The 25,217-nt window shown below is 46.6% G+C and carries 15 protein-coding genes; 10 read left to right on the top strand and 5 right to left on the bottom strand.

The window, feature by feature from the left end; genetic code table 11:
- Positions 1 to 17: 17 nt before the first annotated feature.
- Both JUB14_RS20535 and JUB14_RS28025 read right to left on the bottom strand, forming a co-directional pair.
- Positions 18 to 1,277, bottom strand: a complete 1,260-nt coding sequence (locus JUB14_RS20535) for a sensor histidine kinase (RefSeq protein ID WP_207508698.1) — start codon at positions 1,275 to 1,277, stop codon at positions 18 to 20.
- A 609-nt stretch (positions 1,278 to 1,886) separates the two neighbouring features.
- Entirely contained in the window at positions 1,887 to 2,696 is an 810-nt protein-coding gene (locus tag JUB14_RS28025) for a helix-turn-helix transcriptional regulator (RefSeq protein ID WP_207508697.1), read from the bottom strand.
- Between the two features lie 275 nt (positions 2,697 to 2,971).
- On the opposite strand from JUB14_RS28025, the gene JUB14_RS20525 reads away from it, so the two are divergent.
- Together JUB14_RS20525 and JUB14_RS20520 are read left to right on the top strand one after the other, a co-directional pair.
- Positions 2,972 to 5,497, top strand: coding sequence for a TonB-dependent siderophore receptor (locus JUB14_RS20525; protein ID WP_207508696.1), 2,526 nt, complete (start codon positions 2,972 to 2,974; stop codon positions 5,495 to 5,497).
- 116 nt (positions 5,498 to 5,613) lie between these two features.
- Positions 5,614 to 6,888 (top strand): sialidase family protein, encoded by a 1,275-nt coding sequence (locus tag JUB14_RS20520; protein ID WP_207508695.1) that lies wholly within the window; start codon positions 5,614 to 5,616, stop codon positions 6,886 to 6,888.
- Between the two features lie 71 nt (positions 6,889 to 6,959).
- Here JUB14_RS20520 and JUB14_RS20515 read toward each other — a convergent pair whose 3' ends face one another.
- Positions 6,960 to 7,946: a polyprenyl-phosphate transporter gene (locus tag JUB14_RS20515; RefSeq protein ID WP_229368077.1), complete on the bottom strand. Its 987-nt coding sequence runs from the start codon at positions 7,944 to 7,946 to the stop codon at positions 6,960 to 6,962.
- 587 nt (positions 7,947 to 8,533) lie between these two features.
- On the opposite strand from JUB14_RS20515, the gene JUB14_RS20510 reads away from it, so the two are divergent.
- The 7 genes from JUB14_RS20510 (at position 8,534) to JUB14_RS20480 (ending at position 20,875) form a co-directional block, all read left to right on the top strand.
- Positions 8,534 to 10,075: a SulP family inorganic anion transporter gene (locus tag JUB14_RS20510; protein WP_207508694.1), complete on the top strand. Its 1,542-nt coding sequence runs from the start codon at positions 8,534 to 8,536 to the stop codon at positions 10,073 to 10,075.
- 214 nt (positions 10,076 to 10,289) lie between these two features.
- A complete protein-coding gene (locus JUB14_RS20505) occupies positions 10,290 to 11,204 on the top strand; it encodes a TolB family protein (RefSeq protein WP_207508693.1) in 915 nt (304 codons plus the stop codon).
- Between the two features lie 298 nt (positions 11,205 to 11,502).
- Positions 11,503 to 14,157 carry a PAS domain-containing sensor histidine kinase gene (locus JUB14_RS20500; RefSeq protein ID WP_207508692.1) on the top strand — a complete coding sequence of 885 codons (2,655 nt, stop codon included), beginning with the start codon at positions 11,503 to 11,505 and terminating at the stop codon, positions 14,155 to 14,157.
- 213 nt (positions 14,158 to 14,370) lie between these two features.
- Complete coding sequence (locus tag JUB14_RS20495; protein WP_207508691.1) at positions 14,371 to 18,480, top strand: ATP-binding protein; 4,110 nt, start codon at positions 14,371 to 14,373, stop codon at positions 18,478 to 18,480.
- A gap of 246 nt (positions 18,481 to 18,726) precedes the next feature.
- Positions 18,727 to 19,116, top strand: a complete 390-nt coding sequence (locus JUB14_RS20490; RefSeq protein WP_207508690.1) for a hypothetical protein — start codon at positions 18,727 to 18,729, stop codon at positions 19,114 to 19,116.
- 73 nt (positions 19,117 to 19,189) lie between these two features.
- Positions 19,190 to 19,900 (top strand): hypothetical protein, encoded by a 711-nt coding sequence (locus JUB14_RS20485; protein WP_207508689.1) that lies wholly within the window; start codon positions 19,190 to 19,192, stop codon positions 19,898 to 19,900.
- Between the two features lie 198 nt (positions 19,901 to 20,098).
- Positions 20,099 to 20,875 carry a type III pantothenate kinase gene (locus JUB14_RS20480; protein WP_207508688.1) on the top strand — a complete coding sequence of 259 codons (777 nt, stop codon included), beginning with the start codon at positions 20,099 to 20,101 and terminating at the stop codon, positions 20,873 to 20,875.
- A gap of 2 nt (positions 20,876 to 20,877) precedes the next feature.
- Here JUB14_RS20480 and JUB14_RS20475 read toward each other — a convergent pair whose 3' ends face one another.
- Positions 20,878 to 21,273: a gamma-glutamylcyclotransferase family protein gene (locus JUB14_RS20475; RefSeq protein WP_207508687.1), complete on the bottom strand. Its 396-nt coding sequence runs from the start codon at positions 21,271 to 21,273 to the stop codon at positions 20,878 to 20,880.
- A gap of 186 nt (positions 21,274 to 21,459) precedes the next feature.
- Here JUB14_RS20475 and JUB14_RS20470 point away from each other — a divergent pair, with 186 nt between their 5' ends.
- A complete protein-coding gene (locus JUB14_RS20470) occupies positions 21,460 to 22,920 on the top strand; it encodes a nucleotidyl transferase family protein (protein ID WP_207508686.1) in 1,461 nt (486 codons plus the stop codon).
- A 553-nt stretch (positions 22,921 to 23,473) separates the two neighbouring features.
- Here JUB14_RS20470 and JUB14_RS20465 read toward each other — a convergent pair.
- A complete protein-coding gene (locus JUB14_RS20465; RefSeq protein ID WP_229368086.1) occupies positions 23,474 to 25,075 on the bottom strand; it encodes a catalase in 1,602 nt (533 codons plus the stop codon).
- Between the last annotated feature and the right edge of the window lie 142 nt (positions 25,076 to 25,217).

The following is a 25,217-nucleotide window of genomic DNA, read 5'->3' as shown; positions in this document are numbered from 1 at the left end:
AGAATTAAAGTATATGTTTATTCAGCTGGTACAAATGATTCAGTTTGTCGAACGGGGAGAACGATCATGAAGGTAGTACCTATGCCATCCTGGCTTTTGGCACTGATCAGTCCGTTGTGTTTTTCAATAATCTTCTTGACTATGGCCAGTCCAATACCCGTTCCCTCGTATTCGTACTGGGAGTGAAGGCGCTGAAAAATGCTGAAAATCTTGTTAAGGTACATTTCATCAAATCCAATACCGTTGTCTTCGATGGATATACGCAGGTACTCGGCGGTTTCGGTAGTGACCGGGGCGATGAGAGACTTCTCAATGATGTACTCTCCCCAAATCCGAACCACCGGAGGTACACCATTTTTGGAGAACTTTAAGGCATTACTGATCAGGTTCTGAAACAACTGACGCATCTGACCGGGAATAGCCTCCAGAGCAGGTAACTCTTCATAATAGATCCTTGCCTTTTTTTCTTCGATGGTTAGCTCAAGTGCTTGAACTGTTTCCCTGATAACAGAATTCAAATCGACATCAGAAAAATACGAATGGGCTGATAACTTGGAGTAGTTGAGCAGGTCATTGATCAGGTTGCGCATCCGCTCGGAGGAAGCATTGATCTTTTTCATAAGCTCAGCTGCTTCGTCCATGTGGCACAGGTACTTCTCGTCTATGATGTGCCCAAACGTGATGATTTTCCGGAGGGGTTCCTGTAGGTCGTGCGAAGCGAGTGATGCAAACTGTGCCAGTTCTACATTTCTGGTCTCGAGATCTTTATTTAGCTGGAGTAACTCTTCGGTGCGATCTTTCACCTTTTCTTCAAGCAGCAGATTCATCTGCTCAACAGCCTCCTGCGCTTTTTTCCGGTTTTCGATTTCCTCTTTCAGGGCTTTCTGTACGGTCTGTAGCTCACGGGTCTGTTCAAACAGCCGGTAGAAGGTTTTTACCTTAAGGAGCAACAAGTCCGGATCGAATGGCTTGGTAATATAGTCTACGCCACCGGAGTCGTAGCCTTTGGTGATGAACCGCTTGTCAATATTGACAGCAGATAAGAATATAATGGGAATATCTCTGGTCTTGCTGTACCCGGTGATGGTTTCGGCCACTTCATAGCCATCCATTCCGGGCATTTGTACATCCAGGATTATAAGCGCATATTCCTTTTTAAGTATCTTCAGCAATGCCTCTTCGCCGGAAGTTGCGGTATCCACTTCGTAGAGGTTAATCTGCAGAAGTGTTTTTAGCGAAAATAAATTTTCCTGTTTGTCGTCAACAATAAGGATCATGCGTGTCGGGGAACTTACCTTCTTTAAACTAGTATTTCCAGTAAAATGATATCAGATAATATAATTCGTTAACAGAGTTATTAGATATTCTCTTTTCCTGACTACTACAAAGCATCAGGATTAGCAAAAGCAGCAATAGTCAGTTCCATACCTGTTGACTTCCAAATGTAAGTCTGGTATAGGCCAGGCTGGAACACAGGATTTACATCGTTTTGCAATTGATGCAATTGTCCTTGCAGGGATTCACAGTCAGCGGGGGATGTGCCTGATCAACTACCGGTAACACATTCCCTGCAACGGGAAGATCCGGTTCGTGAATCTATTCTTATGTTCACAATATACATAAGGTACATCAACAAATGTACAATAGATGCTTTATTTATTGGTAAGTTATGGCAATAATTGAGCATCCTGCTGCTTAGTTACTCCCTTATAAGCACCTGTAGAGAGAGACGGTTTGAATTGAAACTGGATTTTGTAAATGGAAGCAAGTTTACCGGGAGCCACAAATCTTTTTGTAGAATGAGTACAGATCTGCCTTAAAGCGTATACGTTAATTACCTGGCTGTAAGTTAATGGACAGGCCAACTCACATGCTGAATAATGGGACTAGTGTAACTCGCTGGGCAGGTACTTGTAGTACTTCTTGAAGGCCGCTGTAAAATGAGCGTGGTTGCGGTACCCAACCAGATGCGCAATCTCCCCGATGGATTTTTCCTTCTCAAGGAGCCACTGTCGGGCTAGTTCCATGCGCTGTTGTTGTACATACCCATAGATGGTGTTCCCTACCTGCTCCTTAAAGTCCTTTTTTAGCCTAAATTCATTAAGACCTACCAAACGGGCTAATTCCATTATGGTAGGTGGAGCCTGGTAGGTTTCCTCCAGGATACGTTTAGCCTCCTGAATCTTCTGCCAGTCGCTACCTCTGGATAAGCTCCGGTTGAAATCAGCCGCATTGATTTGCTCAATCTGCAGCATCAGCAATTCAATTACCTTGGATTCAAAGTAAAGCTTTTTGAGGTCCCCGCTCCGGTCACACTCCCGTATCTCCTGAATCACTCTCCGCATAGCCGGTGTGATTGGCATATTCTGAGAAGTAAAGTAGGTACTCTCCCCCGCCTGTATTCCCCGGGCAAAAGACTGGTGTAGCGCACTATCGGGAGCCAGTAGCTGGAAGTATATATCCTTAGGTATAAATACAGTAAAGTAGTCCAGGGACTTGTCTGTGGTGTGGCAATCAAATACGCGCAGGGAGTTGGGCTGAAAGCAGATCGTATGTTGATTGGGGGAGAAATGCCGCTCATCTGGGTGGCCTTTGGCCTCGGTCATTCCCCCTCCATTAAGTAAGAAGTGGAGTTGTATGCCCTCCCCCTCCACCTGCTTTTCCAGCTGAATCGGACATTTAAGCTGGAAATCCACCTTACATATTAAGAAGGGGCCCGCCTGAGTTTGTTTATCTATAATCAAGCTACCATCCGTCAGATTTACCGTATTGCATGTTTCTGATAGACCAACTAAATCATCATGCGGTTCAGGAAGGGTTTGCTGGCATAACCAGCATTCGGTCCCGCTAACTTGAACTGCCACTCTCATAGAAACTTCTTTTTACGTTACTTTTTGTCCTGATTACGATAACACCGCCTGCAAATGTAGCTACATCTTTGCACAAGTTTATAATTAGTCTAAATAAAAAAATGATTCATAAGATTTACCTTATCAGTCTTTTTGTGCTCATGACGCATATAGGTTGGGCACAAACTAGTCAATCAGTCATTCAGGGAAAAGTAGTGGACGAAGCTGGAAGTCCCATTCCAATGGCATCTATTATGCTGGAAGGTACTCGCTATGGTACTACTTCCAACGAATCAGGATACTTTAAAATATCACGAGTACCTGACGGGTATTACAAGGTAATCGTATCGAGCATCGGGTATGAAACATTGAACAGAAAGGTTGTGGTGAGCGGAGATGAGGTCGTGAATCTTAATTTCAGGATTACCAGTGCGGCCAATGAACTGGAAGGTGTCGAAGTATTTGGTGCCCGTGATAAACAGCCTGATAAGCTGGATGCCATTACCCGACTACCCCTAAAGCCCAGTGACCAGATCCAGAGTATCTCCGTTATTTCTAACAAGCTGATCGAGCAGCAGGGGGCACTCTCAGTCATCGAAGGAGTACGTAACGTACCGGGGGTATATACCTACTCGACCTACGGAGGGGTGAAGGAAAGTATCTCCGCCAGAGGATTCCGTGGTATACCTACCCTGAAAAATGGTGTACGCGTGATGACCGACTTCAGGGGGATGGGGTACCCTACGGATATGCAGGGGGTAGAAAATATTCAGGTAATCAAAGGTACATCGTCCGTTACGCAGGGATTGGGGCAATCATCGGGCTCGGCTACTGATCTGGGAGCGCCGGGTGGACTGGTGAATGTAGTGACTAAGACGCCTAAGTTTATTAATACCGGTACTGCCTCGTTGCGAGTTGGTAGCTGGAACCTGTTCCGTCCCACCTTTGATGTACAGGGGGTACTTAATCCGGCCAAGACCATTGCCTTCCGCCTCAACGGCGCCTACCAGAATGGCGGTAAGTTCCGTAAGGGGATGGAAAAAGAATCGTTTTACATAAATCCATCCCTGAGCATCAGACCGGATGAGAAAACGATGATCACTCTGGAGATGGACTACTACAATGTCAACGAGACCATTGATGCCGGTACCATAAACCTGTCGGTACTACCTAATCCGGCTTTTGATACTACCCGCCCGGCCAGCCGGAGCAATGTACGGTACCTGACCAACCTGACCAATGATATATATGATCTGTCAAATGATCGGATGTTAGGTTTTAAATCAGATATCTCAACCATACGTCACAGCACCTACACTGCCAGCTTCCGCCGCTATCTGGATCTGGATAATAAGCTCTACGTGAGAGGAGCTATTTACCGCTCAGTATATGATGCTGATGCTATTCGTACCTCACTGACTGCACTGACCAGCCGCCCTGACACCAACGATGTAAAGGTAAACCTGTATACCCGCTCTATTAGCCATAACCAGCCTCGCCTCGACAAAAACATGGTAATCCAGTTTGATCTGGTAGGTGAAAAAATCCAGACGGGTGCCATTAGCCATACCTTTATGGTAGGTGCTGATTATAAAGTGACGGACCTGACCGAGTACGCCTATAATACCATCAGTATTCCGGGAGTGATTGATGTGTTTGATCCGTCCACTATCTCCAACACGCTTCCCTTTGGTACCGCTAATTTCACCAAGACGGGCGAGACGATCAGTAAGACGACCAACATGGGTATGACGATGCAGGATGTTATATCGGTAGCTGAATGGATGAAGGTATTCGGAGGGCTACGTTTCAGCACCAATCAGAGTAGCTCACCCCTCAATCCGGCCTTTACCCGGACGCAGTTCTGGAATCCGCTGGCTGGAATCATGATCACGGCTAAGAAAGGCCTGAATCTATTTGCCTCCTACACCAACAGTACCCGCCCCGAAAACGTTAGCCAGATTGACGAAGCCGGCAATACCTTTGGCAACAGCTACATAACCCAGTGGGAAACGGGGGTTAAATCGGACTGGCTGGACAACCGTCTGCGCTTCAACCTGACGCTGTACCGGATCGAGCAGAAGAACATCATAGAGCAACTATACGACATCAACAACAATGCCATTACTGTTAACGGCCGCAACGTGTACCGGGCCAGTGGAGATGACCGTCGCCAGGGAGTAGAAGTTGAGCTAACCGGTCGTATTCTGGAAAATCTGGAAGCGATTATCGGATACTCACACATTGATGCTCAATACCGCCATACTAACGTAAATGTGGAAGGCTCGGCTCCTAACAACACCCCCCGCCATACCTTTAACGGTTGGTTGAATTACACAGTAGTGAAAGGTATAGCAAAGGGACTCAACCTGGGAGCTGGCGTATACTACCTCGGCGAGCGCCCCTACAACGACTGGACACAAGTAGGCTATACTACACACGGACTCGATACCAGCAAGGAGCCCTGGTACAACAAAGCGTATACCCTAGTGAACGCACAGATTGGCTATCAGGTCAATCGCCAGTGGGGAGTACGTCTGTTTGCCAACAACATCCTGGATAAAGTTGGATACGATGCTTACCGAACCTCATTTATTGACCGAATCCAGCCGCGCAACTTCTCAGGAAGCCTGACATATAAGTTCTAATCTTTGAAAAAGATAAATGTGGAGGAGTGGAGAAGCTTAATTTTTAATTTTTCTCCACTCCTTAGCGATGAAAAGTACAAATCTGACGTTCACTACTAAAACCCCAACAATCTACAATGAAAACACTGTTTTGCTATCTGTCGCTGCTGGTAGCTGTCAGCCAGATAACACTGGCCGGTACTGCCGAATCCATGTTTAGTGACACCATGCGTGCCTACGCGGTACCTACTCTGGTTAAGACACCCAAAAACAACGTGGCTCTGTCGTGGACCGAGAAAGACCAGGCCGGTACGGTGTACTTCTACTGGGCCGAATCTAAGGATCAGGGAAAGACCTTCGGAGACAAGAAGTTAATCTTTGCTTCACAGGGGCTGGGTAACTCGCGCCTGATGCGCCCGAAACTAATGTTCAGACCTGATGGCTCAGCCGTTGCCGTTTTTGCATTGCCGGGACCTATGGTTCCGACTGCTCAGGCATCAGCTTCTTCGCATGACGCTCATGCTTCGCACTCGGGCGGACACCAGCAGCATGCCGATCACCAGCCCAAAGCCGAAGGCCGTGGTGGTCGCCCAACGGATCTGCAAATCGTGTATAGTACTTCTAAGGATGGAAGTACCTGGACGGTACCTGCTCCGGTGCATCAGGATAAGACACCCCAAATCATACGTGGTTTCTTTGACGCCACTGTACTGGGCAATGGCGAAATAGGTGTAGCTTATCTCAAAGATATACCCGGTAAGCCTCATGAGCGCGACCTGCGTTTTGTAAGTACTACCGGAGGTACATTCGGAGAAGAAAAAATTCTGGATCCATTTAGCTGTGATTGCTGCAACATTAGCCTCCTGGTAGATCAGAAACGAGCACTGCACGTGTACTACCGCGAAAACAAAGGCAACATCCGTGACATCGCTCACATGACCTCAACTGACCACGGTAAGACATTTTCTAAATCAACCATACTATCGGCAGATAACTGGCAGATCAACGGCTGTCCTCACTCGGGTCCTACTTCCAGCGCAGGTGGTGGCAGCAAACTGGTGGCCTGGTTTTCGGGTGCTACCGACGCACCGGGTATACGGGTAGCTGACGAGAAAGGCAATCGCTTATTCGTTCTGGATGATCCGACTGCCAAAAATGCTTACTTGGTACCTACGCCTAATTCATCAGTCCTGTTGTGGGAGCAGAATCAGGATGCAGAGCCAACGCCTGCGTCAGTAATAGCATATCGTATCATCAAAACAGGTGAGCCCATCAAGACCCAGTTTGTAGCTAAGTCCTTGAATGGTACAAATGCTACTGGATTGGTAAATAACGGAAAGCTGGTAGTAGCCTACGAAGTTCGTAATGCTAATAACAAAAACTCAATTCAGGTAGCTCAGCTCGGATTGTAAATTAGCTTCTATACAAAAAAATAGCTCGCTTCAACTTAGGCTGAAGCGAGCTATTTTTTTTAATAATTGTATTATAGCTTTTCTACCACTACGGCTGTGTTAGAGTTCTCTGACTTTATAATCTTGGTATCGTTATCAGTGAATCGGTCAATCAAATACACAAGCATAAAACCAACTACCGCCAGTACTACGGCTAAGGCCAGGTATGAATCCTGTCCCGTAATCGTCTCATAGATACCCGGCATTACATTCTGCTGTACCAGTGGCTTTACTACACCGTGGCGGTCCGTGTACGTTTCAAGGGTCTCTTTCCAGGGCCATACTTTATTCAGCGACCCTACCATAAAGCCAGTAAGCAGCGCAACGGTAGCGTTATGATAGTTCTTGAGGGCCCAGTTCAGTACATGCGAGAACGACAGGATTCCTACCAGACAGCCTGCGGCGAATACGGCTACAATATCTATTTTAAGCTCTTTTACTGAATTCAGAATAAATTCATATTTGGCCAGTAGTACCAGCAGAAAGCTACCCGAAATACCGGGAAGAATCATGGCACAAATGGCGATGGCACCGGATAGAAAGATAAACCAGTAGGCTTCGGGAGTTTGGGTAGGGGTAGCTACCGTAAAAAAGTAAGCAATAGCAGCTCCAGCCAATCCCAACAGGATCACACCGACCGACCAGCTGGAAATTTTTTTGCCGACTACTACTGCTGAGGCAACAATGAGACCAAAAAAGAATGACCAGAGTAGCTCGGGATAGTTGTCCAGTAAGAATAGGATAACCCGGGAAAGGGTAAGTACCGAAAAGCCAATTCCGGATAGTAGTACGACCAGAAAGGTACCGTTGATGTGACGCCAGAAGTCGGCCAACTTAAAACTAAGCAGTAATTTGATGGCCTCGCCGTTTACGGATCTGATTGACCCAAGTAGTTCCTCATAAATGCCCGTGATGAAGGCAATAGTACCTCCTGATACACCTGGCACTACATCGGCGGCGCCCATGCCCGCTCCTTTTGAAAAAAGCAATAGATACTCTTTTGCAGATCGTTTTTGCATAAAATTAATGGTAAGTTCTAGGTAATTCTTACTTGGCTTTTAAGTTAACTTTCGGATACAGCGAGAGCAATCTAATACTTTAGTATTTACACGTTGCTGTTTAATAGGTTTCTAAATCATGAATACTGTAAGTTGTATTAACCCTATGACTAGTCAGATCCACTTTTTGTTGGTATACATGTTGAAAATATATCAACAGGTTTGATACGGTATCTGATTCTGATTAATCGAAAATGACTGGTAAGTAATCACGAAATAATACAATAGAAAATGCGTCTTAATTGTTTTGTATTTTAGTGTGTATTTATTGAAATTATCCAGCGACATTTACCCCTTTTGCTTCTGCTGCTGCTGATTTATTGTACTTTGCTTAAAAAAGTACTATTTTGCAGGTATGAAAATAACATCTGGTTATACATTACTTACTCCCCCTTGAGCACCTTCTGATCTCTCCGATTCTTACCGGATCCTATTTTCCTTAAATCACTAAGGAACCTATCACTATTATCTTATCATAACTCTGCTGTACTGTCGGGCGTATCAGGCCAGGCTGTATTTGCGCATTTACATTTATTTATCTTCACATTATGTACCAGTACCTCAGATTATTTGACCTATCTCAAAAGGTAGATTATAAGACAGAAATACTGGCTGGACTTACCGTCGCACTGGCTATGATTCCCGAAGCGATCGCATTTGCACTGATTGCCGGGCTTTCTCCACTGACAGGGCTATACGCAGCTTTTACCATAGGTCTGATTACCTCCGTCTTTGGTGGGCGTCCGGGTATGATATCCGGAGCTACCGGAGCCGTAGCGGTTGTCATCGTATCTCTGGCCCAATCCCATGGGGTTGAATACATATTTGCCGCGGTAGTACTGGCCGGTATTATTCAGATACTGGCCGGTGTATTACGATTAGGTAAATTTATCCGGCTGGTACCACACCCGGTCATGTTTGGCTTTGTAAACGGGCTGGCCATTATCATCTTCCTCTCACAACTGGACCAGTTCAAAGCTCCTGACAGTACCGGTGCTCTGCAATGGATGACGGGTATGCCTATGTATATTATGCTTGGGCTGGTACTACTGACTATGCTGATCATCTGGGGACTACCCAGGTTGACCAAAGTTGTACCGTCATCGCTGGTTGCTATTCTGGTGGTTTCCTCCATGGTGATCGGGCTTGGTATTGACACGCGTACCGTAGGAGATATAGCTTCCATACAAGGAGGCTTTCCGCCCTTTCATATTCCAGCTGTTCCTTTCTCGCTTGAAACGCTAGAGATCATTTTCCCTTATGCCCTCATAGTGGCCGGGGTAGGTCTGATCGAAAGCCTGCTCACGTTGAATTTGCTGGATGAAATCACCGAGACCCGGGGACGTGGTAATAAAGAATGCGTAGCCCAGGGAACGGCCAATCTGGTAACGGGATTGTTTTCTGGAATGGGTGGGTGCGCTATGATTGGTCAGAGTCTGATCAATGTTTCGTCAGGTTCAAGAGCCCGTTTATCCGGTATAGTAGCTGCGGTGATGCTACTGGTGTTCATCATGTTTGGGGCCGGTCTGATAGAGCAGCTACCCATGGCGGCGCTGACGGGGGTCATGATCATGGTATCCATCGGCACGTTTGAGTGGGCAAGTTTTAATATGATCGGGAAGATGCCGATCGCCGATGTTCTTGTAGGTATTTCCGTTGCGGCAATTACCGTATTGCTGCACAACCTGGCTCTGGCTGTCCTGGCCGGAGTGATTATATCGGCTCTGGTATTTGCCTGGGAGAATGCCAAACGTATACGAGCCCGTAAGTTTGTGGATGAAAAAGGTGTAAAGCACTACCAGATCATGGGACCGCTCTTCTTTGGGTCGGTTACTGCTTTTAATGAAAAGTTTGATGTTCAAGGGGATCCGGATGAGGTAATTATTGATTTCAGAGAAAGCCGTGTGGCTGACATGTCAGGTATTGAAGCCCTGAACCGGATAACGGAGCGGTACCAAAAGGCCGGTAAGGTACTTCATCTGAAATATCTGAGCCCTGATTGTCTGAGACTACTGAAAAATGCCGAGAAGGTTGTCGATGTCAATATCATTGAAGATCCAACATATAAAGTCGCTATGGATACCTACTAGCAGGACAAGCTAATATATTGAAACAGCTACTGATACTGACCCGGATTGACAACTCCTGTCAGTCCGGGTTTTTTGATTAATAACAGGTGTAAGTCAAATGACTCAGTACCAATACATCAGGAGTAAGCATAAAGAGAAGATTTAGCTTTGTAGCAGTCAGCATAGTAAATCAGGTAGGTATTCTATCTTTTGTAGATAAAATTACATCCTACCTATGAAAACTACTATACTAACCGGTCTATTTGCTGCAACACTAAGTTTGACCTTTGCTCAGACACCAACGAATTTGGAAAGTACCCTAGAAACGCTGGATGTTAAAACCGGAAAACGAATGGTAATCCTCAAGGAGCCCCGGCACTTTGAAGCACCCAACTGGTCGCGGGATGGCAAGTTCTTCATAATCAATGCCGATGGTAAGCTTGAAAAAGTGTCTACAAATGGGAAGAAGCAGGGAGTAATACCAACCGGTATTGCCGACCGGCTTAACAACGACCACGGACTCACCTTTGATGGAAAAACGCTGATTGTAAGTCACAATGATCCGCAGGTGACCAAAGGTGCCAAGTCACGTATCTATACGCTTCCCGCCGAAGGGGGTACTCCCAAACTTATCACCGAAAAAGCGCCCTCCTACTGGCACGGTGTATCACCCGATGGCAAAACGCTGGTCTACTGCGCCGAGCGCGACGGAGCCTGGGATGTATACAGCATTAGTTCAGAGGGCGGAGAAGAAAAACGCCTCACGGATGCGCAGGGACTGGATGATGGCCCTGAGTATTCGTACGACGGAATGTGGATCTACTTCAACTCAAACCGGAGCGGCCGTATGCACCTGTACCGGATGCGTCCGGATGGCAGTCAGCAGGAGCAACTTACCAACGATGCGTTCGACAACTGGTTTGGGCATCCGTCACCCGATGGAAAGTGGCTGGCGTATATCAGCTACCTGGAAGACCAGAAAGGGCAGCACCCGTTTGGGAAAGATGTCAAGCTGCGGCTGATGAATCTGGAAACCCGCGAAATCAAGGATCTAACAGATGTGTTTTATGGGGGACAAGGTACCATTAATGTACCTAGCTGGTCACCGGATGGTCGTAAAATTGCTTTTGTTACCTATCGTAAGCTTTAATAGCAACACAGCAGACACCAATAGTATAGCTCAAATTCTACTAGCCGCTGTTAATAAGGCCAATACGGTCAGCCTCACTGTTGTACAAAAAAGTAACTTTCGGAGATTAAATATGTATATTCATGGCAAAATAGACGAGTAATTATTTATTTTGCCATGAATATTACACAGGTATGACGGGCTGTGAGGCAAACGCAGGTGTGTAATAACTCTCCTCTCAATAGCATTACAAGTGAAAATCATAATCTGACCCGAGTCTCTTGCGGTTCAGCAGGGGACTATTATATATAAGGTGACCATGTTAGTTGCTTCTAACAATATGCAGGATTTTTATAATCAACTCATTGAAGGCTCTTCAGATGGTTTGTTGATTTGTACCCGCAAGAAAAGTGGCGACGACGCCGAATTTGAAATATGTGCTGTCAATCAGCAGGCTCGGTCCCTACTTACCTGGCCTACTCACATAATGACCCCTGTGCCGGTCGGGCAGGTGGTATCTGCTACCAGCCTCAAACAGACACTGGCGGATGCGCATCACTCCAAATCCCGCAAATCGGGTGTTATGGAACAATCCTTTCCTGATAGCCATTCAAACTGGTTCTCTTACGACGTAGATCCCTACGGAGAGGCACTATTGGTGCGTCTGGATACCTGTGAAGCGCCCGAGATCAGGGAAGCCAGAATAAACCAGACGATAGGACAGCATTTTCAGGAGACAAACCTGACCTGCATTATCATGTTCGATGCGGTTAGGAATGATGTAGGGAAGATTGAAAATTTTCGGATTAGCTATCAGAACGAAGCTTCAAAAAACAACCGCGCACTTGGGGTAATACCGCAGGTGGGTTGGCTAATGACTGACTGGTACCCTAATACCAAAACCACCGGACACTTTTCTAAGTACGTTGATGTAGTGGAGACCGGAGTGCCGTATTCTGCAGAGCAATACTATCCCTTATATGACCAAAGCTTTCATGTAGCAGTGTCAAAGTCCGGTGATGGTATTATCATGAGCTACTATAGCATCACTGAAAAGCAGATAGCAATCAGGCAGGCCCAGCAGCAAGCCCAACTGCTTCAGCAGATCATGAACAGCAGTCATGACTTCATCATGCTTTGGGAACCAATCCGGGATAGCTACGGTGAAGTTGTTGATTTTAAAGCAGTACAGTATAGCCAGGCTGTGATAAACGCGGGCTTGTTTTCGGCGGACGATTTCAACAACTATACCCTTACGCAACTGTCGCCGGAGTCTGTTCATTTTATCCCCATGTATTCGCAGGTACTGAAAACGGGAGAGCCGTTTCGGATGGAACAGCCGTTCCGCAAAGGAGACCTTCGACTCTGGCTCGACTTATCAGTGACTCGTCTAAACGATGGAGCCCTATCCATTTTCAAAGATATTACCGAGCGTAAAAGAGCTACTCTCCGCATACAGTCAAACAACAACCTCCTGGAGAATATTCTGGATAGTTCAGAAAATGCTATCCTGGTGGCTAATTCTATTCGTGATCAGACTGGTACTATCGTTGACTTCATGATTACAAAGGCGAATCGGGTAGCCCAGAAATATCTGTTTCAACTATTCGGATGTGATGTAGTGGGCATGACCCTTATGACACTGAGCGGTGGAAAGCTGGATTTATTTTCTGATTTTGTAAAAGTAGCCGAAACGGGTACCCCTGTTATTTTTGACCAGCGCTACTATCCAACTATTGAAAAATGGTTTAAGGTGTCCGCTCACCGCCTGGAGAATGGCATCGTGATCAACTACGTAGATGTAACGGCCATACATAGTTCACTGCTTGATGCCCAAAGTCAGACCGAACTCGTAGAAGGAGTACTTAATGGCTCTATTAACGGGATATTTGCTATGGAACCTGTACATGATGCAAATGGACAGGTTGAGGACTTTAGAATAGTATTAGCCAATGCCGGTGCTACCCGCATTATCGGGCTATCCAGTGAGAAGTTAGCGGGGAGTTCTTTATTCTCTCTTTTTCCGGAAATGTCCGAAATTGGGTTCTTTGATATCTATAACAATGCCATCCAGACGGATGGCTCCTACCGTACTGAATTAGCCTTTCCGGGAGTAGATGGAAAACAATTCTGGTACGATGTGTCGCTTACCCAGGTCAATGACCATCGGGTAATCTTGTCTTTTGTTAATATTACAGATCGGGTCTTACTACGTCAGCGTCAGGAGAATCTGCTGGAAGAGCTAAGACACTCTAACCTATACCTGGAACAGTTTGCCTACGTTGCCTCCCATGATTTGCAGGAACCGGCCCGGAAGATACAGTCATTCGGCGAAATACTGGTCCGACAGTATGGGCCATTGCTGCCAAAGCATGGGGTGGATATCATCAACCGAATGCGCTCCGCCGGTAACCGCATGCAGGATCTCATTGAAGGGTTACTTTCCTACTCCCGCTATTCTACCCAAAAAGAAGCCCACAAAACGGTAGTACTAGATCAGGTACTCCATAATGTAATGCAGGATCTGGAAGGAGTCATAGAGCAGAAGGGCGCACTGGTACAGATAAGAAAGCTACCCGTGGTTAGGGGAAACGCCGTACAACTCCGACAGTTGTTCCAGAATCTGCTAAGTAATGCCTTGAAATTCAACATAGAAGATACTTTTCCTGTAATAAAAGTTGAAGCCGGACCTGCGACCGAGGAGGAAATAGGGGCTACTGTAAAAGCGATTGATAAAAAGTGGGTTGCTATAAGAGTCATTGACAATGGTATTGGCTTTGACGATACCTATCGCGACCGGGTTTTTGAGCTATTCGTCCGTCTGCACGGCAGAAGCCAGTTTGTCGGTAGTGGATTGGGACTGGCCATTTGTAAAAAGGTTTCTGAACTACATGGCGGCGGAATCACTGTAAAAAGTTCGATCGGCGAGGGAGCTACCTTTACAGTGGTTCTACCCAGTCAGGAAAACTTATAAATAGCATTGCTGTATAGTGAAAGAGCTCAATTTCTGAACATGAATAGTCATCAGGCAGAATGAAGCCTTTTCTGTAAATAGTTTCCATCAGGTATAGAAGCACTAGCGTAATCTTTTGAACTATATACTTTACTACTTTTTGTAAGATGGTAGCCAATACCAGTTTCCCTTCCTATGTGTTGTTTTAAGGTTCCGGTCTACTTCCGATCTTTCTTGCTCCTACTGCTCTTTTGCTTTGTCGGTCTCGCACTGGTATCTGCTCAGACAGTTATATCGGATCAGTACCGAGGACTACCTTTCATTCAGAACCTCAGCCCGCGGGACTACATTCACCTGGTTCAGAACTTTGAGCATACCAGTATTCTGCAGGATAGACAGGGAGCAATGCTGATCGGTAGCCACGGTGGGGTACTTAGGTACAACGGCAATACCTGGCAACTTATAGAAACACCTAATCAGAGCCTGGTGTGGTCGCTTGCGAAAGGCGAAGCCGGGCGTATATACGTAGGAGCTACGGATGATCTTGGGTTCCTGGCACCAGATGCCACCGGCAAAACCCGCTTCGTCTCCTTACTCCCCCATCTACCTAAAGAGATAGGGTCCCTAGGGGAAGTATGGCACACCATAGTGACACCCGAAGGCGTATACTACAAAACGAACAAGTACCTGATGCGCTTGCACGGGGGAAAATTCAAAGTATGGCAGGCCGAAACCGTTTTTGGAGGTGTACAGTGGCTGGATCATAAGCTTGTCGTTCAGGTGTATACCAAAGGGTTGTTTGTAATTAATAATGGGAAGTTAAAGCCGTACATCCAAAACACTGTTCTTGCGAATGACAGGATCAACTTCATGCTCCCACTGAGCACTGGCAACTGGCTGATAGGTACCGCTTCTCACGGACTTTTTCATTGTGATGGTCAGAAGGTATGGCCGGTTAATCCCACATTACAAGAGTACCTTATTGACAAAGGCCTATTTCATGGTGTACTTCTTTCTAATGGTGATGTCGCCCTGGCTACAACGAAAGGGGGAATAGTTATTATAGATCAGAAGGAAGCGATCAAAAGCATTGTCAACAAAGAAAGTGGCTTACCTACCAACACAGTTTTCTTTCTGGCAAAGGACCAACAGGATGGGCTGTGGGTTAGTATGGAGAAAGGCCTTAGCCGGATCAGACTAGGATCAGCCTTCTCTCTATTCAATGAACAAAATGGCATCAGGCGCGAAACCTACACCATGGCTACCCACCAGGGGCAGGCATATGCCGGTACTACGGATGGTGTATTTGTGTTGCAGGGAAAATCAGTGATGGACCCATCCGCTACTTTTAAGAGAGTAGGCGGTTTTGACGGCAGTGTTTGGAGCTTACAATCAGTGGGTACTGCATTGCTTATGTCAAGTGATCAGGGGTTGCATGAACTACAAAACGGGCAGGTAGTGTCGTTACCTACATCCGGGCAGGTGTGGGAGAATTATAGCCGCGATCTGCAACCGTGGAGTCTTGATTCTACTATTGTCTTTAAAGCGTCAAGAGGATTATTCGCTTACCGGAGTGAAGGTTCAACCTGGATTAACATTGGTAACATAGGGGGGATACAGGAGGTAATAACACAGATTGTTGAGTCATCAAACGGCAACCTGTGGCTGGTGACTAAATCAGGAGTGGTAAGGGTTGTGTTTCCAAAAGCAAGAAAAGGGTTTCTTTCAAATGATTGGCAGAAAGAGGTAGTCATTCATCGTTATGGTGCAAGCAAAGGGCTTCCTGCAGGAAAGCTTAAACTTTATTCGCTTAATCAGGATGTACTGGCTCAGGTGGGTGAATCAGATTTCAAGCTGTACAGATTTAACAAAGACCAGGACAAGTTTGAACGGCTGGAAAATTTCGGAAGTCAGTACGGGCTTTCTTCCTGTTTAGTACATCCTGCTTTCGAACATAGTACCGACGCAAATCTGTGGTTGTGGGTAAAGAAACCGGGAGATCGGGGATGGCAACTTTGCCAGGTCCTTAAAAATCCTGGAGGAGGATACACCGTACGACACTCAGATTTCAGCGGTATCACCGAACCTTTAAAGCACTTTGTACACCAGCAGGGGAATGAAGCGGTATGGTTTGCAGGTGTGGATGGATTGGTACGCTATTCATTTTCAGAAGTTAGGGAGAATACTACCTCTTTCCCAACATTGCTTGAAAAGGTGCTACTGCCTTCGGACTCTGTGCTTTATCCTACTACTGCTGAGGTACGGTTACCCTACGAATACAACACGCTTCGTTTTGAATATGCGGCCCCCAGTTTTGATGGAGCGGGTGAGAACAGATTCCAGTACCGATTGGATGGGTATGATCAGGGATGGTCAGCCTGGAGCCCTGACCCATTTAAGGAATATACCCGAATTCCCGAAGGTACCTATACCTTTCGCGTCCGGGCCCGAAACGCGCAGGGTGTAGTAGGGCAAGACGCTACCTATACCTTTACCGTACTGCCACCTTGGTACCGTACCGCATTTATGTACCTGTTGTACATATTGGGGAGTATAGCTCTTTTCTGGTGGTTGATCCGCTGGCGCTCATCCAGGATCGAAGCCGAAAAAACCGAACTTGAGCGCGTGGTACAACTGCGTACCCGAGAAGTTGCCGATAAGAATATACTGCTGAGTAAGCAAACCCGGGAGCTGGCCACGCAGGCTGAAAAGCTCCAAGAGCTGGATCAGGTCAAAACCCGTTTCTATGCTAATATCTCCCATGAGTTCAGGACTCCTCTGACGCTTATCCTGAACAATTTGCTCGACAAGCTTACCAATACCCAAAAGGCTCCTGCGCAGGAGCAGGTCACTGTGGGTGTGCACGAACTGAAAGTAATGTCCCGCAATGCCCAAAGGCTGTTGCAACTGATCAACCAGCTACTCGATCTGTCCAAGCTGGAATCCGGTAAAATGGTCCTTAAAAGGCAGGATGGAGACCTGCGACAGGTACTACGCGTGGTACATGCTTCATTCACGTCACTGGCGGAGTACCAGCGGGTCAATTTTGAGTTGCAGCTTCCAGATGACCCTTTGCTTTGTCAGTTTGATGAAGATAAACTGGAAAAGATCTTATACAACCTGCTTTCTAACGCCTTCAAGTTTACTCCGGCTGATGGTAGTGTATTGTTGAAAGCGGAGGTAGTCCCATCTTACATATTATCCAATTCAAAAGAAGTACTCTTAACGGTGCAGGATAGCGGCCATGGTATACTGCCTGACCAGCTAAGTCATGTATTTGATCGTTTTTTTCAGGGTGAACAGCATTACACAGATGCGCAGGGAACGGGTATAGGACTTGCACTAGTCAAAGAACTGGTAGAGCTTCACCAGGGGCAAATAACAGTAGCGAGTGAACCCGGTAAGGGGGCTTGTTTTCAGGTACGCCTGCCGCTCATTCCCGCTTTGTCTACTCCGCTAGTTGGTACCGTGGATACATCAGAGGCATTTAAGGAACTTGTGCTCCCAGTCGAAGTATATCCAATAGAGATAGGCTCTGACTTTATTTTAGCTCAATCAGGATCCGCGCGCCAGGAGGACAAACCTATAGTACTCGTTGTGGAAGACAACCATGACCTTCGGGACTATATCAGGAATCAGTTGGCGCCTCTCTACCAGGTACTCGAAAGTACGAATGGAGCCGAAGGATTGGCGCTGGCTAAAGAGACCATTCCTGACCTCATCATCAGTGACCGGATGATGCCTGTGATGGATGGGAACGAGTTGTGTACACAACTGAAATCACAAGTTACTACCAGCCATATACCGGTGATACTACTGACGGCGCTGGCCTCAGTTGAAGAAAAGGTGAAGGGCCTGGAGACCGGAGCTGATGACTACTTAACCAAACCCTTTGACGCGCGCGAACTACACGTACGGGTTCAAAATCTGATTAAAAGCAGACAGAAACTCCGGGAATACTTTGGGCGGGAGATACGGCTGGAACCTACAAAAAAAGTGGTACAGTCAGTTGAAGAAAAGTTTCTGAAGCAGGTGATGCAAATTGTAGAGGACCGTATGGGTGACTCTGATTTTAGCGTAGATGAACTGAGCCGGGAGGTAGGCATGAGCCGGGTGCACCTCCACCGCAAATTAAAGGCGCTAACGGACAAATCGCCATCTGAATTTATACGGATGATCCGTCTGAAACAGGCAGCTCAGCTACTGGATGCCCGCGCTGGTAATATTGCCGAAGTAGCCTATCAGGTGGGTTTCAATAACTTGTCCTATTTTTCCAAGTGTTTCCGGGAGCAGTTCGGACTTCTACCGAATGAGTACAGCAACAGACCTGCCGAGACTATATAGATTTCTATCCAACTATTTGTAAGCATTGAGAGCAGCACCTCTGGAAGAGGTGCTGCTCTTCTTGTACTTGGGTATGTAGTGGATCTACTGCTATGTTACATCTTTATAACAAATTGGTAATCAGACCTTTTTATTTCTTTGGTGGTTACCTCAGTGGTATAATTTGTTACCGGCGTGGTAGACACAGGAGGGGTGGCCGTTGTAGTTTTGCATTGTCAATTAGCCCAAAAGTAAATACTAGTAGCTATGAAAAATCTATGTAATAATCTCATGATTGCGTGTGCAGTCATGTACGTATCCATCCAGTCATCCGCCCCCGAAAGAGGCGGTCTTACCGGCAGATGGAGTAAGTACCCGGGATTTGTTTGGGAGTTGTACGACAACAGTACTTTTTCCCTTTCCATTGGCTACGGCATCCACATGTTTGGCCGGTACTCCACCGATGGAAACCGCCTGGTATTATCAAAGCAATCAGGCACTTTGCTAGCCTTGCTATGTGGCTACAGTTCAGGACCATTAAAAGCCTCGGGGGACTACTACTTTAAAATGGATGAGGGGCACCTGGTAATCACACAATTCACCGAAGAGTGTAAAGAGCAAAAGGGAGAGATACCTGGCACTTTCTACCGCATATAGCAGCGGCCAACTCAACGACTTCCCTTACTAATCTTCTAACAATTCATTATTTAACTTTTATCATCTAACAGCCATGAACACATTTGAGACAGTATCGGACTATCCTGTTACCAAAGCAGAAGCCTCCTCATCTCTGACCACACCTTGCAAGGTTCTAGATAGCCTGGGATACCTTAGTGGAGCGCTCTTCTTCCTGCTCTTCCAGTACCGGGGAATGGTTGTACCCGGCCCCCCTGCTGAATTCGACAACCAGATCCTTGCCGACTTTTACCGCACTAATGAGGTACGTATCGTAGAAGGTATCTATATAGGGGTACTTGCCTTTCTGTTGTTTATGGTTTTCGTGGTGAGCCTGTCCAACCAGGTGCGCAAGGCTGACAAAAGCAATGGATGGTTACCGGGAGTGATGATTGCCTCTGCGGCCATGGCCGTAACCATTTTTGTCGTTGGTCAGGCTTGTGAGGCGGCTGTGGCGTTAATGGCCGGACGTAATGCTAACCCGGAACTGATACGGGGTATGGATGAGATAGCCCATGTCATTACTCATTTGTTTGCTACTCCACTGGGAGTGTTTCTTATCAGTACGGCCGCTAGTATCAGAATGTATCGAATACTGCCGCGCTGGATGTCTGTCCCCTGCTTCGCATCGGGTGGTATCCTGCTGGTATCATCAGGTACCTTTAATCATAAACTTATATTACATAGTGCAGGTATGGTAGGGTTGATACTATTTCTGGTAACGACCCTGATCATGAGTGGCGTGTTGCTCTGGAAAAACCGGTAGTACCTGTCCTGCTATCAAATGAGAGCCTCCGGTCCTTATGACTGTGAGGCTCTCTTTGCTTTTAAAAAGCAACTTATTAGATTTTGAATTCTGTTGCGTTGGAGGAAGTTACGAGTAGGGACTAGCGCAAAAAGGCTTGAAAAGACTGATATATTACTATAAAGCCTTTTATTTGCTGCTGGTTTAACTACTTGAGAAATGCTTTTAGCCGTCGATGCGGGTAACACCGATACTGTATTTGGATTGTATAGTGCCAACGAGTGGAAGTACATATGGCGAACCAGATCATTGGCACAGGAGCCCGCTTCCTACTATGAATCTACCCTCAGGCTGCACTTGCTCGAGGCCGGTGTAGATACAGACCATATTCAGACGGTAGTTTTAAGTAGCGTAGTTCCTCCTCTGACTCCCACTCTTCAAACTATGTTAAAGGGGCTACTGGGACAAGAACCTGTACTGGTGGGGCCCGATGTATTTCCGGATCTTAACATCAGCATTGATCACCCTTACGAAATTGGTGCTGACCTCATCGCTAATGCGGTAGCTGCCTTCTCCCGTTACCGGCGCAACTGCATAATTGTAGATTTTGGTACCGCCCTTACCTTTACGACAGTATCCGGTGAAGGAGAAATTCTAGGTGTTGCCATCGTACCTGGATTGAAAACCGCTGTGAAGGCTCTATTCGCCAATACAGCCCAGCTACCCGAAGTACCCCTCGTATTACCGGCTTCGGCTATTGGTAAAAATACAACCCATGCCATACAAGCGGGTATCCTGTTAGGGTATGAAGGGTTGGTAAAGTCGATGATTCAGCGAATCAGGAAGGAGCTGGATGGTGACTGTATTGCCGTAGCTACGGGAGGGCTTTCCTCAATCATTGATACCCTACGCGACGAATTTGTAGATATAGACCGTCGTCTAACGCTGGATGGTCTGCGGATCATTGGTGAATATGTACAGGCGGCCCGCAGGTAGGTTTAGCTTCTGAAATTCCCTCCGATTATCTGCTCTAGTCCGGTTACTGATTTATTAAATAGGTACGTCCAGCATTCCAGCGTTTCCCCTGTCGTCAGCTGAACAGGAACTTTCCTACGCAGGTATTGGCTCTCCGATTCGATTGGACTTACATCTTCATAGGCATCAAGTTCCTGGAGGAGTACGTCCGGATTTATAATCTCATATACTTCTCCGAATACCCGGTACTTGGGGTCATCTACAAATACTGCTCCCGGGTACCAGCTGATCCGGTACAACAAGCCGGTCATAGTACCTTCGCCCATCCAGGTAGCATGCTGACGGAGTAGGTTGGCGAATGGGTTTTCGAAGCCGCGCATCAGGGTACCGTACACAAAAAGAAAAAGTTTGTTCTCCATATTTCTACTTAGCAAACTACTTTATAAGCTTTGTTCTTTGTGTTAATTTGACGCAAATCTTTAATTAATTGAATTTAACGAATAGAAGCGACTTTTTCTACCTGATTCTTCGTTACAGAATATGAATATACTTATTTTCGTATACCTACCTAAACTAGTATTTTAAAACGCTTCATCCTCTATCCCATGTACGATAAGACACTTGGCACAAAACAAAAAGCTTTAAAGATCAATCTGGACCGCCGTATTTACGGTTCATTTGCTGAGATAGGTGCGGGTCAGGAAACAGCTGCCATATTTTTCAAAGCAGGCGGTGCCTCGGGTACCGTAGCCAAAACCATGTCCGCCTACGACATGACATTTAGTGATGCTATCTACGGCAACGAAGAAAGTGGTCGCTATGTATGTGAGTCGAGGCTGCTTAAAATGCTTCATAAAGAGTATAGCCTGGTGGAGAAGCGCCTGGCCGAAAAGCGGGGCTCTGATAGTCTTTTCTTTGCCTTTGCCAATACCGTCGTAGCCCTCAACTATCAGAAAACCAACGAATCTCACGGCTGGATTGGACTCCGCTTTCAACTCCGTCCGCAGGGACCTTACAATGATGTCGTGATCCACGTCCGGATGTTGGACAATGAAAATGTACTCCAGCAGCAGGCCCTGGGTATCATTGGGGTTAACCTGATGTACGGCTGCTACTACTACTATAAATCCCCCGAAACACTCCTCCGCTCACTCATGGATGATCTGAGCCCGGAGCGGATCGAGATTGATATGATCCGGTTTAGTGGCCCTGACTTTATAGAGGTAGATAATCGACTGATGAGTCTACACCTGGTCAAGAACGGCTTTACGGATGCTGCTCTTTTTGGGCCGGATGGGGGAGTACTGCAGCCTTCGGAGGCTTTCTATAAAAAACATATCCTGTTATTGAGGGGACGTCTGCGACCAATCACCAATGTGCATATTGACATGATTGAAAATGGAAGCGCCCAGTTTAAGGCTGAACCGGATGTTGATTCCGATCGGGTGATACAGGTGTCAGAGCTGACGCTGCGTAACCTCAAAGCCGATGATAGGGAGATTGATGAAAAGGACTTTCTGGACCGGGTAGATATACTGTGTTCGCTGGGGCATATGGTGATGATCTCCAACTTCCATGAGTACTACCGCTTGGTTTCATACTTGTCCAAGTTATCAAGGCTCAAGGCCGGGCTACTGCTAGGTATACCAAGCCTGCAGGATATATTCGAAGAGTCACACTACAAGTCACTCTCCGGGGGGATTCTGGAATCGTTTGCTACCCTGTTTAGCCGTAAGGTGAAGCTGTTCATCTACCCTACGTTACATCCTGATGGTACGATCTATGACTGTGAAAACTTTACGCTGCCGGATCATCTGCGTCCGTTGTATCAGTACCTGTTGCTGAATAACAAGATTGAGGACATACATAATTACAACCGGGAGCATATGCAATGGACTACGGATCAGGTACTTGAGCGCATTAAGCGGAACGAGCCCGGCTGGGAAAATCTGGTGCCTGAAAGCGTGGTTCAGATCATTAAGGACAACTGTCTGTTTGGTTTCCCATGTGATGTGTACCACCCTAAGGTCGTCAAGCAGATTCACCAGGCGGTGGGAAACATGTAATCAGTATGATAAAGTACCTATAAGGGGAGGATGATTAATCTAAGATTAGTCATCCTCCCCTTATTTATTAGCAGATAAAAATAAAGCAAATCCATAGGAAAGCCAGCAGCAGGGGAGTCCGTGAAACAACCTGGGTACCTGCCATTCGGTTGGTAGAGTATTCAACGAAAAAATCAATGGTGTACTTACTTGAATAATACAGCCAAACAAACTTAGAGGACAGAACGAGTAATAAGAATAGCTCTTTCGATTGCAAAAGATCCGACATACACTGAGCAGGGTTTTAAAGTTTTTGAGGTGTCAGGTCGTAGTAGAGTTTCAGTCTACTACCCCTTATATTTCTGCAAAAATAAAGCAGATGCTGCTATATTTTTAATCCCCCTGCCCTAAATATTTTAAAATTATTTTCGTCTATCCATTTGTACCATAATTGATTGAAGGCGCTGGGTCTATCTTAGAAAGGTAAAACTACAAATATCTCTATACAGAAAGCGGGCAGTTCCTGATGTTAAGTCAGGAACTGCCCGCTTTTTATAAGTACTATGTGTACAGTTTAGTAAGGCTTAGACTGGTGCGATTTTTCTTCCGCATCCCTTACACCTTCAGATGATTTATTGGTACCAATGGGTCCACCCGAGTCATCCATCTTGAAGTTTTTGAGGCCTTCGCCTACCCGGTGACCATAGTCTTCATCACACTGGGTGAATAGCTCAAGCATCTTGTCCTGGATGTGCTTCTGAGCAGGACCGAGGGTATTAACCAGGTTCTTGATCAATTCTTCGCGCTCCCAGTCTTCATACAAGCGGTAGCGTTCACCAGCTTGTTTGAAGTTATTGGTACGTTCTATAGACTGTTTTACCAGTTTACCCTCGATCTGTGGTGAGTACTCTTTACCACTGGCTGGAGCCTCTTTAAGTCCATTTAAAGTTGAAGGCTCGTAGTTGACGTGTGGGTTTCCTCCCTCCGGTACATCTATGTGGTACGCCATCTGGCCACCCCGCTGGTTGGTAGCTACGCGCTTCTTAGGGGAGTTGATAGGTAGGTGCAGGTAGTTAGCGCCTACGCGGTACCGCTGCGTATCCGAGTAGGAGAGGGTACGCCCCTGCAGCATCTTATCATCCGAAAATTCCAGACCATCTACCAGTACTCCCGTACCAAATGCTACCTGCTCCACTTCGGCGTGGTAGTCTACCGGATTGCGGTCCAGTACCATGCGGCCCACCGGCAACCAGGGGAACTGATCCTCCGGCCACAGTTTGGTATCATCCAGCGGATCGAAGTCCAGTTCGGGATGATCGTCGTCGCTCATAACCTGAATCAGAAGCTCCCACTCCGGATAGTCTCCGCGTTCGATGGCCTCGTACAGGTCCTGCGTAGCGTGGTTAAAGTTTTTAGCCTGGATCATCTGGGCTTCTTCCTGCGTCAGGTTTTTGATTCCCTGCTTAGGCTCCCAGTGGTACTTCACCAGTACCGCCTCCCCATTGTCATTGACCCATTTATATGTATTCACCCCTGATCCCTGCATCTGCCGGTAGTTCGCCGGAATACCCCATGGAGAAAACAGGAAGGTGATCATGTGCATAGCCTCCGGTGTATTGCTGATAAAGTCAAAGATCCGCTCACCGTTCTGGATATTCGTAACCGGATCCGGTTTGAAGGCGTGAACCAGATCGGGGAACTTCATGGCGTCACGTATAAAGAACACTTTCAGGTTATTACCTACGAGGTCCCAGTTACCATCTTCGGTATAAAACTTCACCGCAAAACCGCGGGGATCGCGCAACGTTTCGGGGGAATGTCCTCCGTGAATTACCGATGAAAAGCGAACAAATACAGGAGTACGCTTTCCTTTCTGCTGGAAGAGCCTAGCGCGTGTATATTTAGAGACTGGTTCGTCGCCTACGGTACCATAGGATTCAAAATATCCGTGAGCTCCCGCTCCCCGGGCATGTACTACCCGCTCGGGTATACGCTCACGATCAAAGTGAGTAATCTTCTCTAGAAAGTTGTAGTTTTCCAGGGTTGCCGGACCACGATTACCAACTGTCCGCATGTTCTGGTTGTTGTGAATCGGATGACCCTGCCGGTTGGTCAGTGTCTTGTCGTCTCCCCCCTGTTGGCCGTTTCCCTGATCTCCATGACCGTTGTTGGTCATGTTCTTTTCATTTTCCATACACCTGTAGTTTCTAGTTAAGTACTGTTTTTCACTAGTTTAATACAAGTACTCAACCCTGCAGGTGACAAAGTGTTTGGAGTCGTGTATATTTTATTCATTATGAGATTAAGTATGTTGAAGA

The sequence above is a fragment of the Telluribacter humicola genome (assembly GCF_017355935.1).
Taxonomy (GTDB): domain Bacteria; phylum Bacteroidota; class Bacteroidia; order Cytophagales; family Spirosomataceae; genus Telluribacter; species Telluribacter humicola.
This window is presented reverse-complemented; position numbering and strand designations above follow the sequence as displayed.

Bases quoted from the DNA above. Each gene is read 5' to 3' on its own strand.
- JUB14_RS20535 (WP_207508698.1), bottom strand. From the start codon at position 1,277: ATGATCCTTATTGTTGACGACAAACAGGAAAATTTATTTTCGCTAAAA.
- JUB14_RS20525 (WP_207508696.1), top strand. From the start codon at position 2,972: ATGATTCATAAGATTTACCTTATCAGTCTTTTTGTGCTCATGACGCAT.
- JUB14_RS20520 (WP_207508695.1), top strand. From the start codon at position 5,614: ATGAAAACACTGTTTTGCTATCTGTCGCTGCTGGTAGCTGTCAGCCAG.
- JUB14_RS20515 (WP_229368077.1), bottom strand. From the start codon at position 7,946: ATGCAAAAACGATCTGCAAAAGAGTATCTATTGCTTTTTTCAAAAGGA.
- JUB14_RS20510 (WP_207508694.1), top strand. From the start codon at position 8,534: ATGTACCAGTACCTCAGATTATTTGACCTATCTCAAAAGGTAGATTAT.
- JUB14_RS20505 (WP_207508693.1), top strand. From the start codon at position 10,290: ATGAAAACTACTATACTAACCGGTCTATTTGCTGCAACACTAAGTTTG.
- JUB14_RS20500 (WP_207508692.1), top strand. From the start codon at position 11,503: ATGTTAGTTGCTTCTAACAATATGCAGGATTTTTATAATCAACTCATT.
- JUB14_RS20490 (WP_207508690.1), top strand. From the start codon at position 18,727: ATGAAAAATCTATGTAATAATCTCATGATTGCGTGTGCAGTCATGTAC.
- JUB14_RS20485 (WP_207508689.1), top strand. From the start codon at position 19,190: ATGAACACATTTGAGACAGTATCGGACTATCCTGTTACCAAAGCAGAA.
- JUB14_RS20480 (WP_207508688.1), top strand. From the start codon at position 20,099: ATGCTTTTAGCCGTCGATGCGGGTAACACCGATACTGTATTTGGATTG.
- JUB14_RS20475 (WP_207508687.1), bottom strand. From the start codon at position 21,273: ATGGAGAACAAACTTTTTCTTTTTGTGTACGGTACCCTGATGCGCGGC.
- JUB14_RS20470 (WP_207508686.1), top strand. From the start codon at position 21,460: ATGTACGATAAGACACTTGGCACAAAACAAAAAGCTTTAAAGATCAAT.
- JUB14_RS20465 (WP_229368086.1), bottom strand. From the start codon at position 25,075: ATGACCAACAACGGTCATGGAGATCAGGGAAACGGCCAACAGGGGGGA.